The organism is Rhizobium pantanalense, from assembly GCF_030182525.1.
Classification (GTDB): Bacteria; Pseudomonadota; Alphaproteobacteria; order Rhizobiales; family Rhizobiaceae; genus Rhizobium.
The window spans coordinates 279790-297019 of record NZ_JAQJCH010000008.1; the positions used below are offsets into that span (position 1 = coordinate 279790).

Annotated in this window: 18 protein-coding genes; 11 read left to right on the forward strand and 7 right to left on the reverse strand. The window is 56.4% G+C overall.

Annotation, left to right across the window (positions count from 1 at the left end; translation table 11 throughout):
* Positions 1 to 4: 4 nt before the first annotated feature.
* The gene (locus PH558_RS21685; protein ID WP_113407049.1) at positions 5 to 1114 is read right to left on the reverse strand and encodes a PAS domain S-box protein; all 1110 of its coding nucleotides are present in this window, start codon (positions 1112 to 1114) and stop codon (positions 5 to 7) included.
* A gap of 408 nt (positions 1115 to 1522) precedes the next feature.
* On the opposite strand from PH558_RS21685, the gene PH558_RS21690 reads away from it, so the two are divergent.
* Both PH558_RS21690 and PH558_RS21695 read left to right on the forward strand, forming a co-directional pair.
* Positions 1523 to 2239 carry a Crp/Fnr family transcriptional regulator gene (locus PH558_RS21690; protein WP_285206371.1) on the forward strand — a complete coding sequence of 239 codons (717 nt, stop codon included), beginning with the start codon at positions 1523 to 1525 and terminating at the stop codon, positions 2237 to 2239.
* A gap of 59 nt (positions 2240 to 2298) precedes the next feature.
* Complete coding sequence (locus PH558_RS21695; RefSeq protein WP_095438854.1) at positions 2299 to 2541, forward strand: DUF6894 family protein; 243 nt, start codon at positions 2299 to 2301, stop codon at positions 2539 to 2541.
* A gap of 6 nt (positions 2542 to 2547) precedes the next feature.
* Here the strand turns inward: PH558_RS21695 and PH558_RS21700 are convergent, their stop codons facing one another.
* Positions 2548 to 3240 carry a Crp/Fnr family transcriptional regulator gene (locus PH558_RS21700; RefSeq protein WP_244575464.1) on the reverse strand — a complete coding sequence of 231 codons (693 nt, stop codon included), beginning with the start codon at positions 3238 to 3240 and terminating at the stop codon, positions 2548 to 2550.
* Between the two features lie 485 nt (positions 3241 to 3725).
* On the opposite strand from PH558_RS21700, the gene PH558_RS21705 reads away from it, so the two are divergent.
* Entirely contained in the window at positions 3726 to 4124 is a 399-nt protein-coding gene (locus tag PH558_RS21705; RefSeq protein ID WP_095438856.1) for a DUF1236 domain-containing protein, read from the forward strand.
* A 109-nt stretch (positions 4125 to 4233) separates the two neighbouring features.
* Here PH558_RS21705 and PH558_RS21710 read toward each other — a convergent pair whose 3' ends face one another.
* Positions 4234 to 5148: a LysR family transcriptional regulator gene (locus tag PH558_RS21710; RefSeq protein WP_095438857.1), complete on the reverse strand. Its 915-nt coding sequence runs from the start codon at positions 5146 to 5148 to the stop codon at positions 4234 to 4236.
* Between the two features lie 124 nt (positions 5149 to 5272).
* On the opposite strand from PH558_RS21710, the gene PH558_RS21715 reads away from it, so the two are divergent.
* The 5 genes from PH558_RS21715 (at position 5273) to PH558_RS21735 (ending at position 10288) form a co-directional block, all read left to right on the forward strand.
* On the forward strand, positions 5273 to 6571 hold the full coding sequence (locus PH558_RS21715) for an MFS transporter (protein ID WP_285206372.1): 1299 nt from the start codon (positions 5273 to 5275) through the stop codon (positions 6569 to 6571).
* A 21-nt stretch (positions 6572 to 6592) separates the two neighbouring features.
* Positions 6593 to 7687 carry a tartrate dehydrogenase gene (locus PH558_RS21720; RefSeq protein WP_113406902.1) on the forward strand — a complete coding sequence of 365 codons (1095 nt, stop codon included), beginning with the start codon at positions 6593 to 6595 and terminating at the stop codon, positions 7685 to 7687.
* Positions 7684 to 8952 carry a glycerate kinase type-2 family protein gene (locus tag PH558_RS21725; RefSeq protein ID WP_285206373.1) on the forward strand — a complete coding sequence of 423 codons (1269 nt, stop codon included), beginning with the start codon at positions 7684 to 7686 and terminating at the stop codon, positions 8950 to 8952. The genes PH558_RS21720 and PH558_RS21725 overlap by 4 nt, the downstream gene beginning before the upstream one ends.
* Positions 8953 to 9526: 574 nt before the next feature.
* Complete coding sequence (locus PH558_RS21730; protein WP_285206552.1) at positions 9527 to 9943, forward strand: DUF305 domain-containing protein; 417 nt, start codon at positions 9527 to 9529, stop codon at positions 9941 to 9943.
* A 12-nt stretch (positions 9944 to 9955) separates the two neighbouring features.
* Positions 9956 to 10288: a four-helix bundle copper-binding protein gene (locus tag PH558_RS21735; protein WP_285206374.1), complete on the forward strand. Its 333-nt coding sequence runs from the start codon at positions 9956 to 9958 to the stop codon at positions 10286 to 10288.
* A 302-nt stretch (positions 10289 to 10590) separates the two neighbouring features.
* Here PH558_RS21735 and PH558_RS21740 read toward each other — a convergent pair whose 3' ends face one another.
* Genes PH558_RS21740 through PH558_RS21755 form a run of 4 tightly spaced genes read right to left on the reverse strand, consistent with a single transcriptional unit; the run spans position 10591 to position 13055 of the window.
* Complete coding sequence (locus PH558_RS21740; RefSeq protein WP_095438863.1) at positions 10591 to 10905, reverse strand: hypothetical protein; 315 nt, start codon at positions 10903 to 10905, stop codon at positions 10591 to 10593.
* Positions 10902 to 11267, reverse strand: coding sequence for a hypothetical protein (locus PH558_RS21745; protein WP_285206375.1), 366 nt, complete (start codon positions 11265 to 11267; stop codon positions 10902 to 10904). The genes PH558_RS21740 and PH558_RS21745 overlap by 4 nt, the downstream gene beginning before the upstream one ends.
* A gap of 1 nt (position 11268) precedes the next feature.
* A complete protein-coding gene (locus PH558_RS21750) occupies positions 11269 to 12486 on the reverse strand; it encodes an Nramp family divalent metal transporter (RefSeq protein ID WP_095438865.1) in 1218 nt (405 codons plus the stop codon).
* Positions 12483 to 13055, reverse strand: a complete 573-nt coding sequence (locus tag PH558_RS21755; RefSeq protein WP_285206376.1) for a hypothetical protein — start codon at positions 13053 to 13055, stop codon at positions 12483 to 12485. Before PH558_RS21755 ends, PH558_RS21750 begins: the two co-directional genes overlap by 4 nt.
* 120 nt (positions 13056 to 13175) lie before the next feature.
* Between PH558_RS21755 and PH558_RS21760 the strand changes: the two genes are divergently transcribed.
* The 3 genes from PH558_RS21760 to PH558_RS21770 all read left to right on the forward strand — a co-directional run bounded on the left by PH558_RS21760 (position 13176) and on the right by PH558_RS21770 (position 17225).
* Positions 13176 to 13994: a hypothetical protein gene (locus PH558_RS21760; protein ID WP_244575465.1), complete on the forward strand. Its 819-nt coding sequence runs from the start codon at positions 13176 to 13178 to the stop codon at positions 13992 to 13994.
* Between the two features lie 2 nt (positions 13995 to 13996).
* Entirely contained in the window at positions 13997 to 14722 is a 726-nt protein-coding gene (locus tag PH558_RS21765) for a metallophosphoesterase family protein (protein ID WP_095438868.1), read from the forward strand.
* A gap of 100 nt (positions 14723 to 14822) precedes the next feature.
* Entirely contained in the window at positions 14823 to 17225 is a 2403-nt protein-coding gene (locus PH558_RS21770) for an FdhF/YdeP family oxidoreductase (protein ID WP_285206378.1), read from the forward strand.
* The last annotated feature ends 5 nt before the right edge of the window (positions 17226 to 17230 follow it).

The following is a 17230-nucleotide window of genomic DNA, read 5'->3' on the forward strand; positions in this document are numbered from 1 at the left end:
AGGCTCATGCCTCTTCCGTCGGTCTCGTCCGGGGAAGAATATCGGCGGGAATTCGCAGCATAATCTTCAATCCCGCCGGGTCCCAATCACGATGGATCGAACCTTGAAGAGATCCAATCGTCGCCCGCTCGAGCTGGGAGCCGAAGCCTCCCGATCCCTCGGGCTGGGTAACCGATGGACCGCCTATTTCGGTCCAGGTCAACACAAAATCCGGATCGTAACGCACGTCGATCTCAATACGGCCCGCTGGCGTGGAGAGCGCGCCGTATTTCACTGCATTCGTCGAGAACTCATGGAGCAGAAGTGCGAGCGACGTCAGCGTCGTTCCGCGGACTGGCACGTCCTGGCCGCGAATGGAAGCCCGTTCGATGTCGGCGCCTTGGTGGGCGGCGAAAAGGGCTTTGACGAGTGTAAATAGCGACGTCTCGCGAAACTGAACGACGGTGAGGCCGATGTCTGGCAGCGTCAATTCATAGGCGATCGCCAAGGTGTTTATCCTTGCTCGGATGTCGCTCGTCAATTCCTTGACCGTCGTTGCCGTGCGTTCGCTTACTCCGATTACCGCGCTCATGATGGCGAAGATATTCTTGACGCGGTGGTTCATTTCCCGCAGCAACAGCATCTGGCGCTGCGCCGCATGCTTGCGCTCGGAAATGCCGCGCGCAATTTTCGAGGCACCGATAATAGCGCCGTTACTGTCGCGAACCGGCGAAACCGTTAAGGAAATGTCGAGCAGACTTCCATCCTTGTGGCGACGGACGGTTTCATAGTGCTCTATTCGCTTTCCCTCGCGGATGCTGGCGATGATCGTGTCTTCCTCATGCCGGCGATCTGCCGGAATGAGGATGGCGATATGCTGTCCGACTGCCTCTTCTGCGCTGAAGCCGAAAAGCCGTTCGGCGCCCTTATTCCAACTGGTAATGAAGCCGTCGAGAGATTTACTGATGATCGCGTCATCCGAACTTTCGACGATGGCAGCAAGCAGAGCTTGAGCTGAGGGGGTATCGCTGCCGCCCTGCGGGGTCGCAATATCGAGGACTGTCGACGCAGGTATTCTTGGTGTGACATAAGGGATATCTGTTGACGACGCGGACCGATTTGTCTTCCCAGGCATCTCCACCTCCCATTTTTCGGCAGACCAGGTCACATGTCTCTCCCGGTGCTCCTGTGACGCCTATGTAGAAGTATGCCAGCGAGATTTTATCTCGCAGATGATATTGCGCTCCGCATTCCTGAGCCGATATCATTTAAGTAACGCCTTCAGCTCCTCAGCAAAAGGGCGCCGCCGTCCTTCACGGGCGGTAATGGCTACCGGCTTGTAGACACCATGCATCCAGCGAACGCGTACAGGTAAAATAGGCGTAATTACGAGCTTTGCCACAAAATCCGCTCTTCCGTCTGCTAGCGTACATTCCTTGTGACGCAGCTCCAAGAGGAGTAGCTTCTTTCATATTGTCCGGCTGGAGCTCAGACGGCAAGGCGTGCATGCCATGTTCTTGCCTAACCAGGAGGAAGCGCTGTCATGCCAGCTCCCCACCAGTCCAATATGCAAAACAAACTGCTCTCCATTCTTCCGTCTGCGGATTATGAGCAGATCGGGCCAGAGCTTGAATATATGGCGCTTCCGCGCGGCACGCTCATCGGAAAAGCCGGCCAGTCCATCGACTATGTTTATTTTCTGACATCCGGCATCGGATCAATCGTCGCGGCGACGCCGGAAGGCCGCCGCGCCGAGGCTGGCGTGTTCGGCTTTGATGGCTATGTGCCGACATCGGCGGTTGCTGGCACCGAATTTAATGCTCACGATATTATCGTGCAGCTCGAGGCGGAGTCCTATCGGATGAACTATGGGTCGTTTCGTCATTTCATGGATAGAAATCGAAATTTCAACAAACTGATGGTCCGTTCCATCGAGGCCTTCTCCGTCCAATTGGCCTACACAGCTATTTCCAACGCTCTTCATGACGTGAACGAGAGGCTGGCGCGATGGCTGCTGATGTGCCACGACCGTGTATCCGGCAACGAGATCGCACTGACGCATGAATTCATATCCCTAATGCTTGCCGTACGCCGGCCAAGCGTGACCACCTCGCTGCATATTCTCGAAGGCAATCGCTTCATCACGGCGGAGCGCGGCAGCATCACCATTCGAAATCGAGCGGCTCTCGAGGAATTCGCCCATGATGCCTACGGCAAGCCGGAAGAGGAATATCGGCGTTTGATGAAGGATCTCTTTTGATAGCGGCGGCAATTGCGCCAGTGGTATACTGGCGGTGGATAAGGGCTGAAGGGGCCTGCATGACGCGCTACTTCTTTCATATTCGCCGAAATGGCGAAATCGTCCGCGATGGCGAAGGCGATGAATTTGCCACCATCGATGACGCGCGCTCGAGTGCGATAAGGGCCGTGCGGGAACTCGTTGCCGCGCGGATCAAGAATGGCCAGATGGTTCCCGATGAGCGTATCGAGGTTCACGACGAGGCAGATAAGCTGCAGTTCTCGATTTCATTTCACGCGGTCATTCGCGACCATTTGAAATAGCACTTGTCAGAAATCACCGATAAGGCGGCGATACTCCTCTTCCGGCTTGCCATAGGAGCCGCCAGTAAATTCCTCAAGTCCTCTTCTGTCGCGGATCGTAATGCGGCCGCGCTCGGCCCTGATGAGCTTCCTTCCCTCAAGAACGTGCAGCGCCGTCGTGATGCTCGGTCTTCTGACACTCAGCATCGCGGCGATGAAGTCATGCGTCAAGGCAATCTCGTCGCCATCCACCCGGTCATGACACATGAGCAGCCAACGGGCGAGCCGTTCGTCTACCTGATAGTTTGCATTGCAAAGGGCCGTATAGGAGATCTGTGTCGCAAAGGTCTGAATGAAACGGGCCAAAAGATTGGCGAAGACGGGGTTTTCCGGCAATGCGGCGAGGAGTGCATACAGCGGCATCCGTACACCCTGGCCATCCATTTGCATAAAGACCTCGTGGATGCTGATCGTCCCACCGACGCCGGCCGGCATCGGCAGAAAGCCTTCGCGTCCGACCATGCCGGCTTCGGCGCGCTGACCGCCGGGCGAAATGGTAACGACAGAGCTAATTCCGCTTGAAAGGAAATAGACATGGTCGATCAGGCAATCGGCTCCGGCAATGTTGAAGCCGCGCTCGAGATCGATCTGCTCCAACTGCTTGCCGATGTTGCGAAATTCATCTGCGGGCAGGCGAGCGAGAAGCCGGTTCGTTGTCATTAAACGTTCTAGGTCGAGCATGGCTCTCGCGAAAGATCGAGCATGGGAATTGGGTCCTCGCCGGCATGCCCTTAGCTTTGTGGGCGGATCGCGATTCTATAGCACCCCCGTGTTCGGGATGATTTTGTGTACGCTGGCGGACGCTCGTCGCGCACAAAGTCCTGCGGCTGTTTCCGAGCTGGCGTTACCGTGTCGTACGAAGCGACGGGAGGAGGACAAACCCTCGTATTGGATACTCCGTTTTGGATAATGTCCGCCAATGCTAACCTAATGCATGCGTTCGCTATAGCCAACATTCGGCGGCAGAAGACCATCGGCAGGAATCACGGCCCGCCAGGAGCATCTTTCGCGACCTTTTTCGCTCACGAAATTTGTCGCATGAGGTGAACTCGTGATGGCTGCAGATGGTAGCCAAAGAGGAACATTCTGAGGGCTGCGCAATTTTCCTTTCAGTTCATAAGAGCTAAAATGTAAAGGAGAATGCTATGAGAACGAGACTTATCGCTTCAGCGGTTGCTGCCTTTGGCCTTCTCGCTGGTTCAGCCTTGGCACAGTCTTCCACGGTCACCGGAGCCGCGGGCGGCGCCGCCACCGGAGCGGTTGTAGGTGGCCCCGTCGGTGCCGCAGTTGGCGGTGTTGCCGGAGCGATTGCCGGTACTGCGATCGATCCGCCGCCGCAAAAAGTAATTACCTATGTTCAAGAGCAGCCAATGCCTCCATCCGAGGCCGTCGTACAAGACGAGATTGTCGTCGGTCGAACTCTCCCAGAGACCGTTGTCATCACACCGGTTCCGGACAACCCGACATACGGTTATGCTGTCGTGAACCATGAACGCGTCATCGTCCAACCGAAGACGCGCAAGGTTGTTCGCATCATTGAATAATGCCGAGAGGGCCTCCGAGAGAGGCCCTTTTCGCTGCACCTTTCCGTCCGGAATTGCCTGAAAACAAAGAGATAGAACAGTTCAGAGATTCCGCAAAAACTGAACAGCTCTAGGCGAACTCTGAATATCGTTTGATGTTCTCTTCGAGAAGATTGAGCAGCAGGTCGCGGGTTGGATCCCTCACAGCCTTCACCCAGGCGACCGCCAGCGGCAGCTTCTCCAACCGCGTGCCTGCGTGATCTGCCAGCGGCACGAACGTTACGCCATGAACAGCCAATTTTGATGTCCACCGCGGGACGATCGCAGAACCAATTCCGGCGGCGACGAGGTTGATGATTGTCTGCTTTTCATCGGCGACTTGGGCAATGCGGGGGCGCATGTCGAATTCGGAAAAAAGTGTCATCGTCAGATCGTGGCTATGCGGTCGGGAACGTCGTTCGGGCACGATGAGTGGTTCGTCACTGAGATCGACTATTCGGATTTCGTCTTTTAAAGCCAGAGGGCTTGTCGAGGCGATGGCAACGACGGCTGTTTCATGCAAGAGCGGCTTGATCACCAGGCTTCGGCTTATCCCGTCGCGAGGACGAATTAGGGCTATGTCAAGCCGACCGGCAAGCAGCTTCGGGATGAGCCTGATCGATTTGTCTTCCACAAGCTGCGTTACCGCATTTGGGGCAATTGCGCGAAAGTCGTGAAGAAGCAAGGGAACCAGGCCGGCAGCTGCGCTGTCGATCGCACCGATTCTTAAGAGCGGACTCGATTTGCGCCCTGTCGCTCGAAATTTCTCCGCCACGGCATCCAATCGGGCAAGGATTGGTTTGACCTCATCGAGGAGGAGAATCCCCTCTTCGCTCAGAGAAACGCTTCGTGTCGTTCGGCTGAAGAGCACGACGCCCAAGGATTCTTCCAGCATGCGAATGTGACGGCCAATGGATGCAGGCAGAATCCCAAGCCTTTGAGCCGCCCTACCGAAATGAAGTTCTTCGGCAACGGCAACGAAGCATCTGATTTGTTCGAGTTCCATATGTTAGCCATTATATCATTTAATTATATAATTACCTGAGTATTCATCCTTTGCAAGGGAGGACTTAGCCTTCAGGAACTGCGCGAGAGGACGCGCTTGTTTCAAACAATGGGAGGAGCTTGCAATGGAGCGTGAGCTGGAAACGCGCGTGTTGCGCAAGATTACCTGGCGCATCGTGCCATTCATAATGGTTCTTTATCTTATCGCGTTCATTGATCGCGTGAACATCGGCTTTGCCTCCCTGACGATGAACCAGGATCTGGGGTTTTCGTCGACTGTTTTTGGCGTCGGCGCCGGCATCTTCTTTCTCGGCTATTTCATTTTCGAAGTGCCTTCGAACTTGATCTTGCACAAGCTCGGAGCCCGCATCTGGATCGCGCGGGTCATGATCACCTGGGGTCTCGTCTCCGGTGCGATGGCGCTGGTTCAAGGCACGACGAGCTTCTACATATTGCGTTTTCTTCTGGGGGTGGCCGAGGCCGGCTTTTTCCCAGGCATCATCCTTTATCTGAGCTATTGGTTCCCGGCCCGCCGCCGCGCGGCGGTGACGGCGATGTTCATGGCCGCGGCGCCGCTTTCCACGGCGATCGGTTCTCCCATCTCGGGCGCATTGCTTGAAATGCATGGGATCTGGGGTCTGGCCGGTTGGCAGTGGATGTTCATCATCGAAGCTATCCCTGCGCTTGTCTTCGGTGTCGTCGTATTTTTCTATCTGACGGACCGCCCGGAAAAGGCGAAATGGCTATCTATTGACGAGCGCACATGGCTCGCTAAGGCCATGGAAGAGGACCAGGCCGGAAAGCCGAAAACCAGCCACAGCATCTGGGCAGGACTGGCCGATATCCGCGTTCTCGCGCTCTCGCTCGTCTATTTTGGGACATCGGCAGGCCTTTACACGCTTGGCATATGGGCACCGCAAATTATCAAAAGCTTCGGTTTGTCGTCATTCCAGGTCGGATTGATCAATGCGGTCCCGGCTGTTTTTGCGGTGGTTGGCATGATCCTCTGGGCCCGGCATTCCGACAAGTCTGGCGAGCGTACATGGCATGTCGTCGGGGCCTGCCTGCTTGCTGCAGCGGGTCTTGCGTTTGCGACCGGCGCAACCAGCGTTTTTGCAGTCTTGATGGCGCTGACGCTGGTAAACATTGGTATCAGCGCATCGAAGCCGCCGCTCTGGAGCATGCCAACGCTTTTCCTGTCCGGACCTGGCGCCGCTGCAGGCATTGCAACGATCAATTCGATTGGTAACCTTGGCGGCTTCGTCGGTCCATCGATGATCGGCTGGATCAAGGACGCGACTGGAAGCTTTGCAGGCGGCCTATACTTCGTCGCAGCGCTTCTGCTGGTCTCCGCCACCGTCACTCTGATCCTGGCGCGCAGCAGCGCGCGGGATCCACAAACCAAAGCATCAGCCCAGCACTGATTATCAAAATGGAGAATGAATATGCGTGAATACAAGATCGCAGCGATTCCGGCAGATGGGATCGGTCCGGAAGTGATCGCGGCCGGGCTACAGGTTCTCGATGCTCTCGCAGCCCGCTGTGGCGACTTCAAGATCCATTCAGAAACCTTCGACTGGGGATCCGACTACTATAAGAAGCACGGCGTCATGATGCCGGCCGATGGCCTGGAGACGCTGAAGAAATTCGACGCGATCTATTTCGGAGCAGTCGGTGCTCCTGATGTGCCGGATCACATTACCCTCTGGGGCCTGCGTCTGCCGATCTGCCAGGGCTTCGATCAATATGCCAACGTTCGTCCGACGAAGATCCTGCCTGGAATTACTCCGCCGCTGCGCAATTGCGGGCCTGGCGATCTTGACTGGGTTATCGTGCGCGAAAACTCCGAAGGCGAATATTCGGGTCATGGTGGCCGCGCTCATAGGGGCCTGCCCGAGGAAGTCGGTACCGAGGTGGCGATCTTCACCCGCGTCGGCGTCACCCGCATCATGCGTTACGCCTTCAAGCTGGCGCAGTCGCGGCCGCGCAAGCTGCTCACCGTCGTCACGAAGTCCAATGCACAGCGCCACGGCATGGTGATGTGGGACGAGATTGCGGCCGAGGTCTCGAAGGAGTTCCCAGACGTTACCTGGGACAAGATGCTGGTCGACGCCATGACCGTGCGCATGACCCTGAAGCCACAGAGCCTCGACACGATCGTAGCGACCAATCTGCATGCCGACATTCTGTCCGACCTTGCCGGAGCGCTCGCCGGCTCCCTCGGTGTCGCGCCTACCGGCAACATCGATCCGGAGCGCCGCTTTCCGTCCATGTTCGAACCGATCCACGGCTCGGCCTTCGACATCACCGGCAAGGGCATTGCCAACCCGGTCGCTACCTTCTGGACGGCGGCGCAGATGCTCGAACATCTTGGCGAGCGGGATGCCGCTACGCGACTGATGAACGCCGTCGAACGGGTGACCGAAGCTGGTATTCTGACCCCGGACGTAGGGGGCAAAGCAACCACACAACAGGTCACTGATGCGGTCTGCGATGCAATCGCGGGTTCAAACATCCTGAAAGTAGCGGCTGCACAATGAACTGGGACGACGTATCTGCTCGCGGCCTGCTGCGCCGGCTATTCGATGCGGCGGTCGCAAGTGCGGATCCAATGAAGGTTGTCGCACGGCATCTTCCTGAAAAACCTAGAGGACGCTGCGTCGTCATTGGGGCTGGCAAGGCATCGGCGGCGATGGCCGCGGCAGTGGATGCAGCTTGGAAAGATGTCGAACTGAGTGGAGTGGTCGTGACGCGCTACGGTCACGCGATACCTGCGGGACGCATCGAGATTATCGAGGCTGCACATCCCGTTCCCGACGAGATGAGCGTAGTAGGTGCGCAGCGGTTACTCGCCAGCGTCGAAGGACTTGGACCGGATGATCTTGTCATTGCCCTGATTTCCGGGGGCGGCTCTTCGCTTGCCATCGCGCCGGCTGGAGAGATGACACTCGCGGACAAGAGATCGGTCAATCAGGCGCTGCTCGCCAGCGGCGCCAGCATTTCCGAAATGAATACCGTTCGCAAGCAGCTCTCCCGGATCAAGGGCGGCCGTCTGGTGCAGGCCGCTTATCCGGCACGCGTCGTTACACTCGTGATTTCCGATGTGCCTGGTGACGATCCCTCGCAGATCGCCTCCGGTCCAACGGTTGCAAGTAGATCCACGCTCGATGAGGCCCGAGAAATCGTTGCTCGTTACAAGCTGGCGCTGCCGGCAACGGCGACGGAAGTGCTCCAGCAAGGAGCGACGATCGAAGCGGCAGCGCCAGTGAACAGCGACGTCAGGCTTGTTGCCTCACCGTCCATGGCTTTGGAGGAGGCCGCCAATGCTGCGGCTGCGAGCGGGCTGCAAATAGTGGACTTGGGTGACGCGCTTCAAGGGGAGGCGAGGGAGGTAGGGACGCTGTTGGCCGGTATTGCAGCCTCCGTCCGCTCACGCGGGCGACCGGCTGCCGGACCCGCCATTATCCTGTCCGGTGGGGAAACGTCCGTGACACTCGGATCAGGATCCACCGGTCGCGGCGGCAGAAATACCGAATTTTTGCTAGGTCTTGCGATTGCATTGAATGGGATGGATCGCGTCTGGGCAATTGCCGGCGATACCGATGGCATCGATGGTGTCGAAGACGCAGCCGGTGCCATCATCGATCCATCGACCCTGTCGCGTATGTCAAATGCCGGTATTTCACCGCGCTTGGCGCTTTTGAACCACGACAGCTACGGGGCTTTCAGTGCGATCGGCGATCTTGTCGTCACTGGCCCGACGCTCACAAACGTCAATGACATTCGCGCCATACTCATTGGATAATCCACGTCGGCGAAAATATTAGCGAGAAAAGCCAAAATGCCTCGTGCGATCCCTCTGTTCCGGAATAGTTGCGTCTGACATATCAGCGGTTGCTAAATCCAGGATTTATAAAGTCCTGCCCAGCTTGGAGATCGTCGTCTCGCGCATTCTGCGATGCAGTCGGAACATTTTTGTGGCGATATCGTTCGGCGGGGAAAGGGAACGCCCCCATGATGCCGTTTCGAAGAATCTTCTACTGTCTGAGAATCGCCGCCATGGCCGCCGCTATCTTCTTAAATGTGGCGGCGGTGAGCCATGCATACTCTGAGGAGACGGGCAGCGGCTGCATAATCGAACGGAGCGGGGGGCGTGAGGTGCAAACAAAAGGCACACCGCAGCCGTGTTGTTGTTCCGTCGCGCATTGTTGTGCGCTAGTTCCCGACTTCTTTGCCGGCGGGCAACCCATCAGGGAGGCCGACAATCTCGTGGCCCGAACAATCCAGCCGAGTCCGCTCCTCCTTATCAGGGAGCCGGATCCGCCGCCTCGATCTTCGTTTGGTTGAGAGAAATCGAACCAAATCAGAAGGAGATCGACATGAATATCACCAAGAAGATCGCATGTGCAGCGGTCATCGCCATGGCAGCCTTCGCGCTGAAGCCCGCCGGCGCAGCGGCGCAGATGGCCTATCCGGAGAAATGTAAATCCGAGGAGATGCAGATGCCGTCGGGGGGCATGCAAATGCCTGGCAACATGACCGACTACCAGAAAGCGGCCATGGACGGAATGAAGAGCATGAATTCCAACATGATGCAGGGAATGATGAAGAAGGACGCGGATGTGTCCTTCCTTTGCGGGATGATCGCTCATCACATGGGTGCGATCAGCATGTCGCAGGTCGAACTCAAGTACGGCCATAATAAATTGGCGCGGCAAAAGGCTCGCAAGATCATTAACGATCAGACGAAGGAAATCAAACAGATGACCGGCTGGCTCGACAGCGAAGTCAAGTAAGGAGGATTCCCAATGCACCAAGTTTCAGCCGAAATGAAGAGCTGCATCGAAGACTGCCTCGCCTGCTACGGCGAATGCCTGTCGACGGCGATGGGACACTGTCTCGAGGCCGGAGGCGAGCACACCAGGCCGCCGCATTTCAAGCTGATGATGGCCTGTAGCGAGATATGCCGGACGGCTGCACACTTCATGCTGATAAGCTCTGAACATCATCGCCACGTTTGTCGTGAATGCGCGGAAATCTGCGCCCAATGCGCGGATGATTGCGAACGGATCGGTGACATGCAGGATTGCGTTAACGCCTGCCGCCGCTGTGCGGACAGTTGCCATCGCATGGCCGCCTAAAGCAATTCCGGGAAAGTGCGGAGCGGTTTCCGTCCGGAACTGCGTAAAAACAAAGAAATAGAGCGCTTCAGATACTCCGTGAAAAGCTGAAGCGCTCTGGATGGAGGGCGCCCGGCGCCTCTTATCGTCCGCTTCTCCTCCGAAATGAAGTGGCTGATGTATCGCGCCTATCGAACCGAAGTAACGATGGATGCCTATGCTGTCACAGAGGTCGCTACCTTCTAAAATAGCGAACTTCTAAAGGCTTGCAGAATGAAGTAGATGCGCATGGCAAACACGGTTCATCAGCAATGTGCGTGCGCTCATGGTGCGCTCGTGCGGAGTTCGGCGACGGTACATCGGAGTTTCAGATGAGTGGAATTCCCTATATCGAGCTTGTCCCACGGAACGATGTAACTGGTCGGCCGCTCTGCGAATCCGAAGAGCCGCAGCATGACGCTGCCGATCGTCGTTGCCGACAGTCTTTCGAGCAAGCCAAGAGCTCCGAGGTGATATTCGACAACGAAGAAATCTTCCTCCGCAGCTTCCGCTTTGATCTCTTCCAAGCGTGCGATCGGCTTACCATTTAAATCATGGACCTTCATTCCAAGCAGAAGCTCCAGATGAATCTCCGTCATGACAGCCCTCCCGGGATGCGCCTGAGAATATGTTGCCTCAACCATTCCTGCGTCTGTTCTAGAGGTGTGTCGCTGTCGTCGATATCAACTTGAATGTCGACGCCCGCATCAGTGATTTTCGACCATGGGATCCGATAGGGGCATCGATCGCGTCCCGCCCGCGCCTGTTGGGAAAGGGCAAGCAGCCAGCGATATAGGCGTGGGCTCAGCCTTCGCATCAGCGTCAAGTGGCCCATTTCGAGAAAGCTGATCTTGAGCCGGCCGTCGTTTTCGGTCGTAAGCACGATCCCATCGACCTTTCCAATACGAGCCTGTCTGCGATCGACCACCTGCTTATCCAGAACGTCGCGCGCAAGATACATGTCAGCCTCCCAGGATTTCCAGAGGGGTAGTTACAATTGAAAGCACGAAAGCCATCGCAACGATAAAGATGACCGCGGCATTGCTTATCCACCCGTTTCTATGCTTTCCCACATAGGTCGGATCGTTCATCAGGATAAGGAAGGGAACCACGCCGAACGGCAGGCTGAGAGCTGAGAGGGCCATCGAAAAGATGGTGATCCGAAGCGGATCTACACCGATGACGATTGGGATCACGGCAATCATAAGGCAGGCTGTGTAGACGAGGCAAAAAGCGGGATTTTCTTTCGGCTTCATGTTTTCAGACCAATTCCATCCGAAGCCCTGTGCGACCAGATAGGCCTGTGCCAGGCTCACTTCGAGGGTCGCGCCCAAACATGTAATCCCGAGCGAGATTGCAAAGAGGTAAAGTCCCCATTTTCCAAAGGCGGGCGTGAGGATCATGGCAATCTGCTCATATCCTTCAATGTCTTCAATCCCGCTAGAGGGATAAATCATTGCAGCCGATACCATGACAGCGGCGGTAATGATCGCGCCAAAACTCATGCCAAGGATCGCGATCGCGCGATTGGCGCCAAAGTAACTCTTGTCCCATTCGTCTTCGAGGGCGCCCGAGGAATAGAAGTAAAAGAGATAGGGAGAAATGACAGCGCCCAATATCCCGACGACGATGAAGCTATAGTGTAGCGGATCTTTACTGGGCAGGGTCGGCAGAAGGCCCTTCGCAATTTCACCCCATGGCGGATCCATGACGAACACGGCGACGACGAAAGAAAGCGCCAAAAGTCCTAAAGCCGATATGCCATTTTCGATAAGGCCGAATGTGCCTCGCCAAAGCAGCAACCAGGCCATAAATGTCACCGGCAACGACCACCACGGAAATTTCACTCCGGTCAGGAATTGCAGCGCAAGCGAGATGCCGCCGATCTCGGCTGCAAGAACGAGAAGATTGACGACGAAGACTATGGATATAGTCAGAAGAAAAATGTTGGAGCCGAAGCGGTCCCGAATTCCGTCGACAATCGTATAATGGCTCGCGATTGCGAAACGCCCCGACATTTCGACGAGAAAAATCACACAGATCGTACCGAGCACAATAGCCCAAAGGGGAGTATAGCCATAGGCTGCTCCAGCTTGGCTGGAAGTTGCGATATTTCCCGTTTCAAGAAAACCGCCGATGCTTGTGATGATGCCAAGCGATACCTGCAGCAATTTCTTCAATCTGCTGCTCCTGATTTAGCTCTTAACTCGCTTTCGAGGCTTCGCAAATCGCGAAGATGTTGGGAAAGCCCATCCGTCCGGCCATTGATGAGCTCGCGATGCGCTGAACCGGTGATCATGTTCAACCGGCCGGCGAGGGCAGCCAGATTCTCTGGGAATGTCGGGAGCTCCTTCGATAGAGAGCCGATCTCCTTTGTACACCGCTCTATCGTCAGGATGGCAAAACTATTCGATACGAGCATTTTCGTTCGCGCGTCCAAGACCATCTCCGCGGTCGCGCTCCATGAGAGCACATCACGAATTTTTCGTTCGCGCTGTTGCTGTCCATCCGAGCAGGAGGTTAAGGAGACTAAGAAAAGGGCGATGATGAACAGTTTCACAGCAGAGTCCTCGTGGCGTCCCGCCCAAACTCCGTTTTCCTCATATATCCTCATATAATCGAATAGAGCCGGGTGAGTTCCAACGCAGTGACGGCTGGTACTGTCCATGGAACTTTTACCGAGCGGACGGCCTAGCACCTCGACCACAGCAATACGTTTGAAGGGACAAATCAGTTCGCGAATGCCCATCACTGATGATCCGTTGTCCATGCGCTCAGCGGCGTATCAACATCTGTCTTAAATGGGCAATGGAACAACCGCCCGTCGACGGTGTTCAAGTCGATATGTCTTCAGCGAGGCGGTGATCAAATGAATGCTCCCGCGAATATGGATTTAAGCACCAGGGATAATTCGCCGATGGAAGCGAAGGCGGTGCCTAGGTTAACCGATCCAGATGCTGAAGCCTTCGTTGCGAGTGTTATCAAGGATCTCGTTGAGTCCCGGGTCCCGTTCCTTGTCGCGGGCACTTACGCGGTCAGCGCCTACACGGGAATTTCGCGCGAAACGAAGGATTGCGATATTTTCTGCAAGGCAGGCGATTTTCTGCGGATTCTCTCGAATTTTCAGAGTCATGGCTATTCGGTAGAGGTGATAGATGAGCGCTGGCTAGGGAAGATCTCCAAGGGGCGGCACTTCTTCGATGTGATCTTTGCATCCCCTGATGGAGCAATGCCTGTAAACGATAACTGGTTCGAGGACGCCCGCCGGTTCCAGATGTGCGATTGCTCTGTCCGCATCGCTGGGGCAACCGAGTTAATCTGGTCGAAATGCTTCGTTCAGCTGCGGCATCGCTATGACGGCGCCGACGTCGCCCATGTGATCCTGAAGGCACACGACAAGGTCAATTGGCGTAAGCTGTTGGAATATCTCGAGGTAAATTGGGAAGTGTTGCTGATCCATCTTCTCAACTTCCGCTGGATCTATCCTTCCGAGCGCGACAAAATTCCGGACTGGCTGATGGACGAGCTACTCGACCGGTTAAGCGCTCAGCGTGACCTGCCTTTGCCACAGACGAAGATATGCCGCGGCCGGATGTATTCTCGTATCGATTTTGAAATTGACGTGAAGGAATGGGGTTTTGCCGACGTAAGCGGCGACGGCGAATGGCGCGACGAAGAGGAGAGTTGACGATGGCCAATGATCAACGACGAAAATTGAGAGTCGCCGCCGTCGCAGATCTTCATGTCAAGGAAGATCGGGAGCAATCCTATAAGGCGCTTTTTGCCGATATTTGTTCGGTCGCCGATGTCTTGGTCATCGCCGGCGATCTGACCGACCTCGGCAAGCCGAAAGAGGCCGAATTGCTTGCCGCAGACCTGCGCAACTGCACGGTTCCGGTGGTGGCGGTGCTCGGCAATCATGATTATGAAAGCGGTGCCGTCGAGGAGGTAACGTCCATTCTCACGGAGGTCGGCGTGAAGCTTTTGAACGGCCGAGCAGTAGAGATCGACGGAGTTGGCTTCGTCGGCGTGAAAGGCTTTGCCGGAGGGTTTGGACGCTACATGCTGAGTTCCTTCGGAGAGCCCGCCATCAAGGCGATGGTCGCTGAAAGCGTCGATGAAACCATGCGGCTGGAAAACGCCATGCGTCAGGTTCGGGCCAGCCGCTCCATGGTGGTTCTGCACTATGCGCCGATCACAGAGACAGTCGTCGGCGAACCGCCGGAAATCTTTCCCTTTCTCGGCTCATCGCGTCTTGCCGAAACGATCGATCGCTTCAAGGTGGATGCGGTCGTCCATGGACATGCGCATCGGGGCAGTTATGAGGGCCGGACCCCCGCAGGAGCACCGGTTTTCAATGTCGCCGCCCACATCGAGAAACCTACCGGCAAGCCTTACGCGCTCATCGATCTCTAGCGGCAATCCCGACTGATGCCATGCCCGTCGTCGCCGGCACGGCGCTAGGGAACAGAAAAGCTTGTCGTTGGTTCTTTGTGGGAAATCGAGGATCTTCATCATGGCTACCCAACCGAGAAACGAGCCACCGAAAACACCCGGCAAACCCGCAGCAGGTGGGTGGGGTTCTGCAAAGTCGGTGAGTGGCATTCTTCTTCGGGAGCATATTCCGATCGCGGGCCCATCCCTTCTGGCGCATCAGAACAAGCCGGATGGCTACATGTGTGTCAGTTGTGCGTGGGGCAAGCCTGCCAAGCCTCATCCGTTGGAGTTCTGCGAAAATGGTGCCAAGGCCACCAGTTGGGAGGCCACGAACCGACGCGCGGATCGTGCTTTCTTTGCGGCACATACGCTCGCCGAACTTGAAACGTGGCCCGATCATGATCTCGAGGAGCAAGGGCGTCTGACGCATCCCATGCGCTGGGATGCCGAAAAGGACAAATACGTACCCATAACCTGGCATGTGGCTTTTGAGGAGATCGGCCGCGAATTGAGGGCGCTGTCCCCAGAGCAGGTTGATTTCTATACGTCCGGACGCGCGTCGCTCGAAACGGCTTACATGTATCAATTATTCGCGCGCATATACGGCAGCAATCATCTGCCGGATTCGTCGAACATGTGCCACGAAAGCACATCCGTCGCCCTGCCGGAAAGCATCGGCGCTTCGATCGGTACGGCCATTCTGTCCGATTTCCAAAATTGCGACTGCATCTTCTATCTTGCGCAGAACGTTGGCACGTCCTCGCCGAGAATGCTTCACGACCTGCAGGATGCGGTCAACCGGGGCGTCAAGATCGTCACCTTCAACCCACTTCACGAGCCGGGGCTGCAGCGTTTCATCAATCCTCAGATGCCCGGGCAGATGCTCACCGGCAAGGAAGCGCCGATTTCCTCGGAATACTATCAGGTCAAGAACGGCGGCGATATCGCCGCGCTTTTCGGTGTGTGCAAGGCGCTCATCGAGGCCGACGATGCTCTGAAGGCATCCGGTAGCAGCAAGGTCGCGGGAAGCGATGCTATACCGGACGATCCCTCCGATGCCGGAACGGTCGCCTTTGCCGCAGCGATTGCCGCCGCCGACAAGAAGCATGTCCTTGACCACGATTTCATCCGCCAACATACCGCGGGCTTCGAGGAGTTCGCGGCCGCGGCGCGAAATTACGATTGGGCCGAGCTGGAGCGTGTCTCGGGCCTGACGCGGGCTCAGATGCAGCAGGCTGCTTCGACCTATGCCAACTCGAATGCGGTTCTCATGGTTTATGGCATGGGCCTTACGCAGCATGTCATGGGTGTCCAAAACGTACATATGGTCGTCAACCTCGCGCTTCTGCGCGGCAATATCGGTAAGCCGGGAGCCAATATCTGCGCAGTCCGTGGCCATTCGAATGTTCAGGGCCAGCGCACGGTGGGGATCACGGAAAAGCCGGGCCTCGTGCCGCTGGACAAGCTGGCTGCACTTTATCGGTTCGAGCCGCCGGAATGGATCGGCCACACCACGGTCGAAACATGCAAAGCGATTCTTGAAGGCGAGTCGCGGGCGTTCGTCAGCCTCGGCGGAAATTTTCTGCGAGCCATTCCTGAAACCGTTGCAATCGAGAATGCATGGAGGAAGCTGCGCCTGACCGTCCAGATCGCCACCAAGCTCAATCGCAGCCACGTCATTCATGGCGAAATCGCCTATCTCCTGCCGTGTCTCGGCCGCATCGAAATCGATGAACAGGCGAGCGGCCCGCAGGCCGTTTCGATGGAAAGCTCGGTTGCGCATTTTCACGGCTCGCGTGGAAGAGCCAAGCCCGCCAGTCCGGAATTGCTTTCCGAGCCAGCAATTATCGCCGGGATGGCAAAGGCGACGCTGACCAAGGGTGTGGTGCCATGGGACCGCTGGGTTGCTGACTATTCGACTATTCGCGACGCCATCGAGCAAACCTATCCGGAGACGTTCAAGGACTTCAACGAGCGCATGTTCCACCCCGGCGGCATTCCAAGGCCATTGCCCGCGCGGGAGCGCAAATGGGTGACCCCCAACGGCAAGGCCAATTTCATTACACCTGACCGCCTGTTTCCGGAGTTTTCGCTCGATGCGCAAAGCGACGATGTCCTTCATCTCGCGACGTTGCGCTCTAACGATCAGTTCAACACGACGATTTATGGCTTTAGCGACCGCTATCGCGGCATCGAAGGAACCAGGCGGGTCGTCTTCGTCAACACAAACGATATAGGACGTCTGGGTTTCAGCAATGGCGAGGCCGTCGATCTGGTGACCGCGATCGATCGGGAAACGGAGCGGCGGGTTACAGGGTTCACCATTGTTGCCTATGACATGCCTGAAGGTTGTTGCTGTGCCTACTACCCGGAAGCCAACCCGCTGTTTCCGTTGAGCCATCATGACGCCAAGGCAAAGACACCCTCCTACAAGCTTTTGCCCGTGCGCCTTGTCCGCTCTGGCGCTGCTCCCGTTCATTGAAGCCC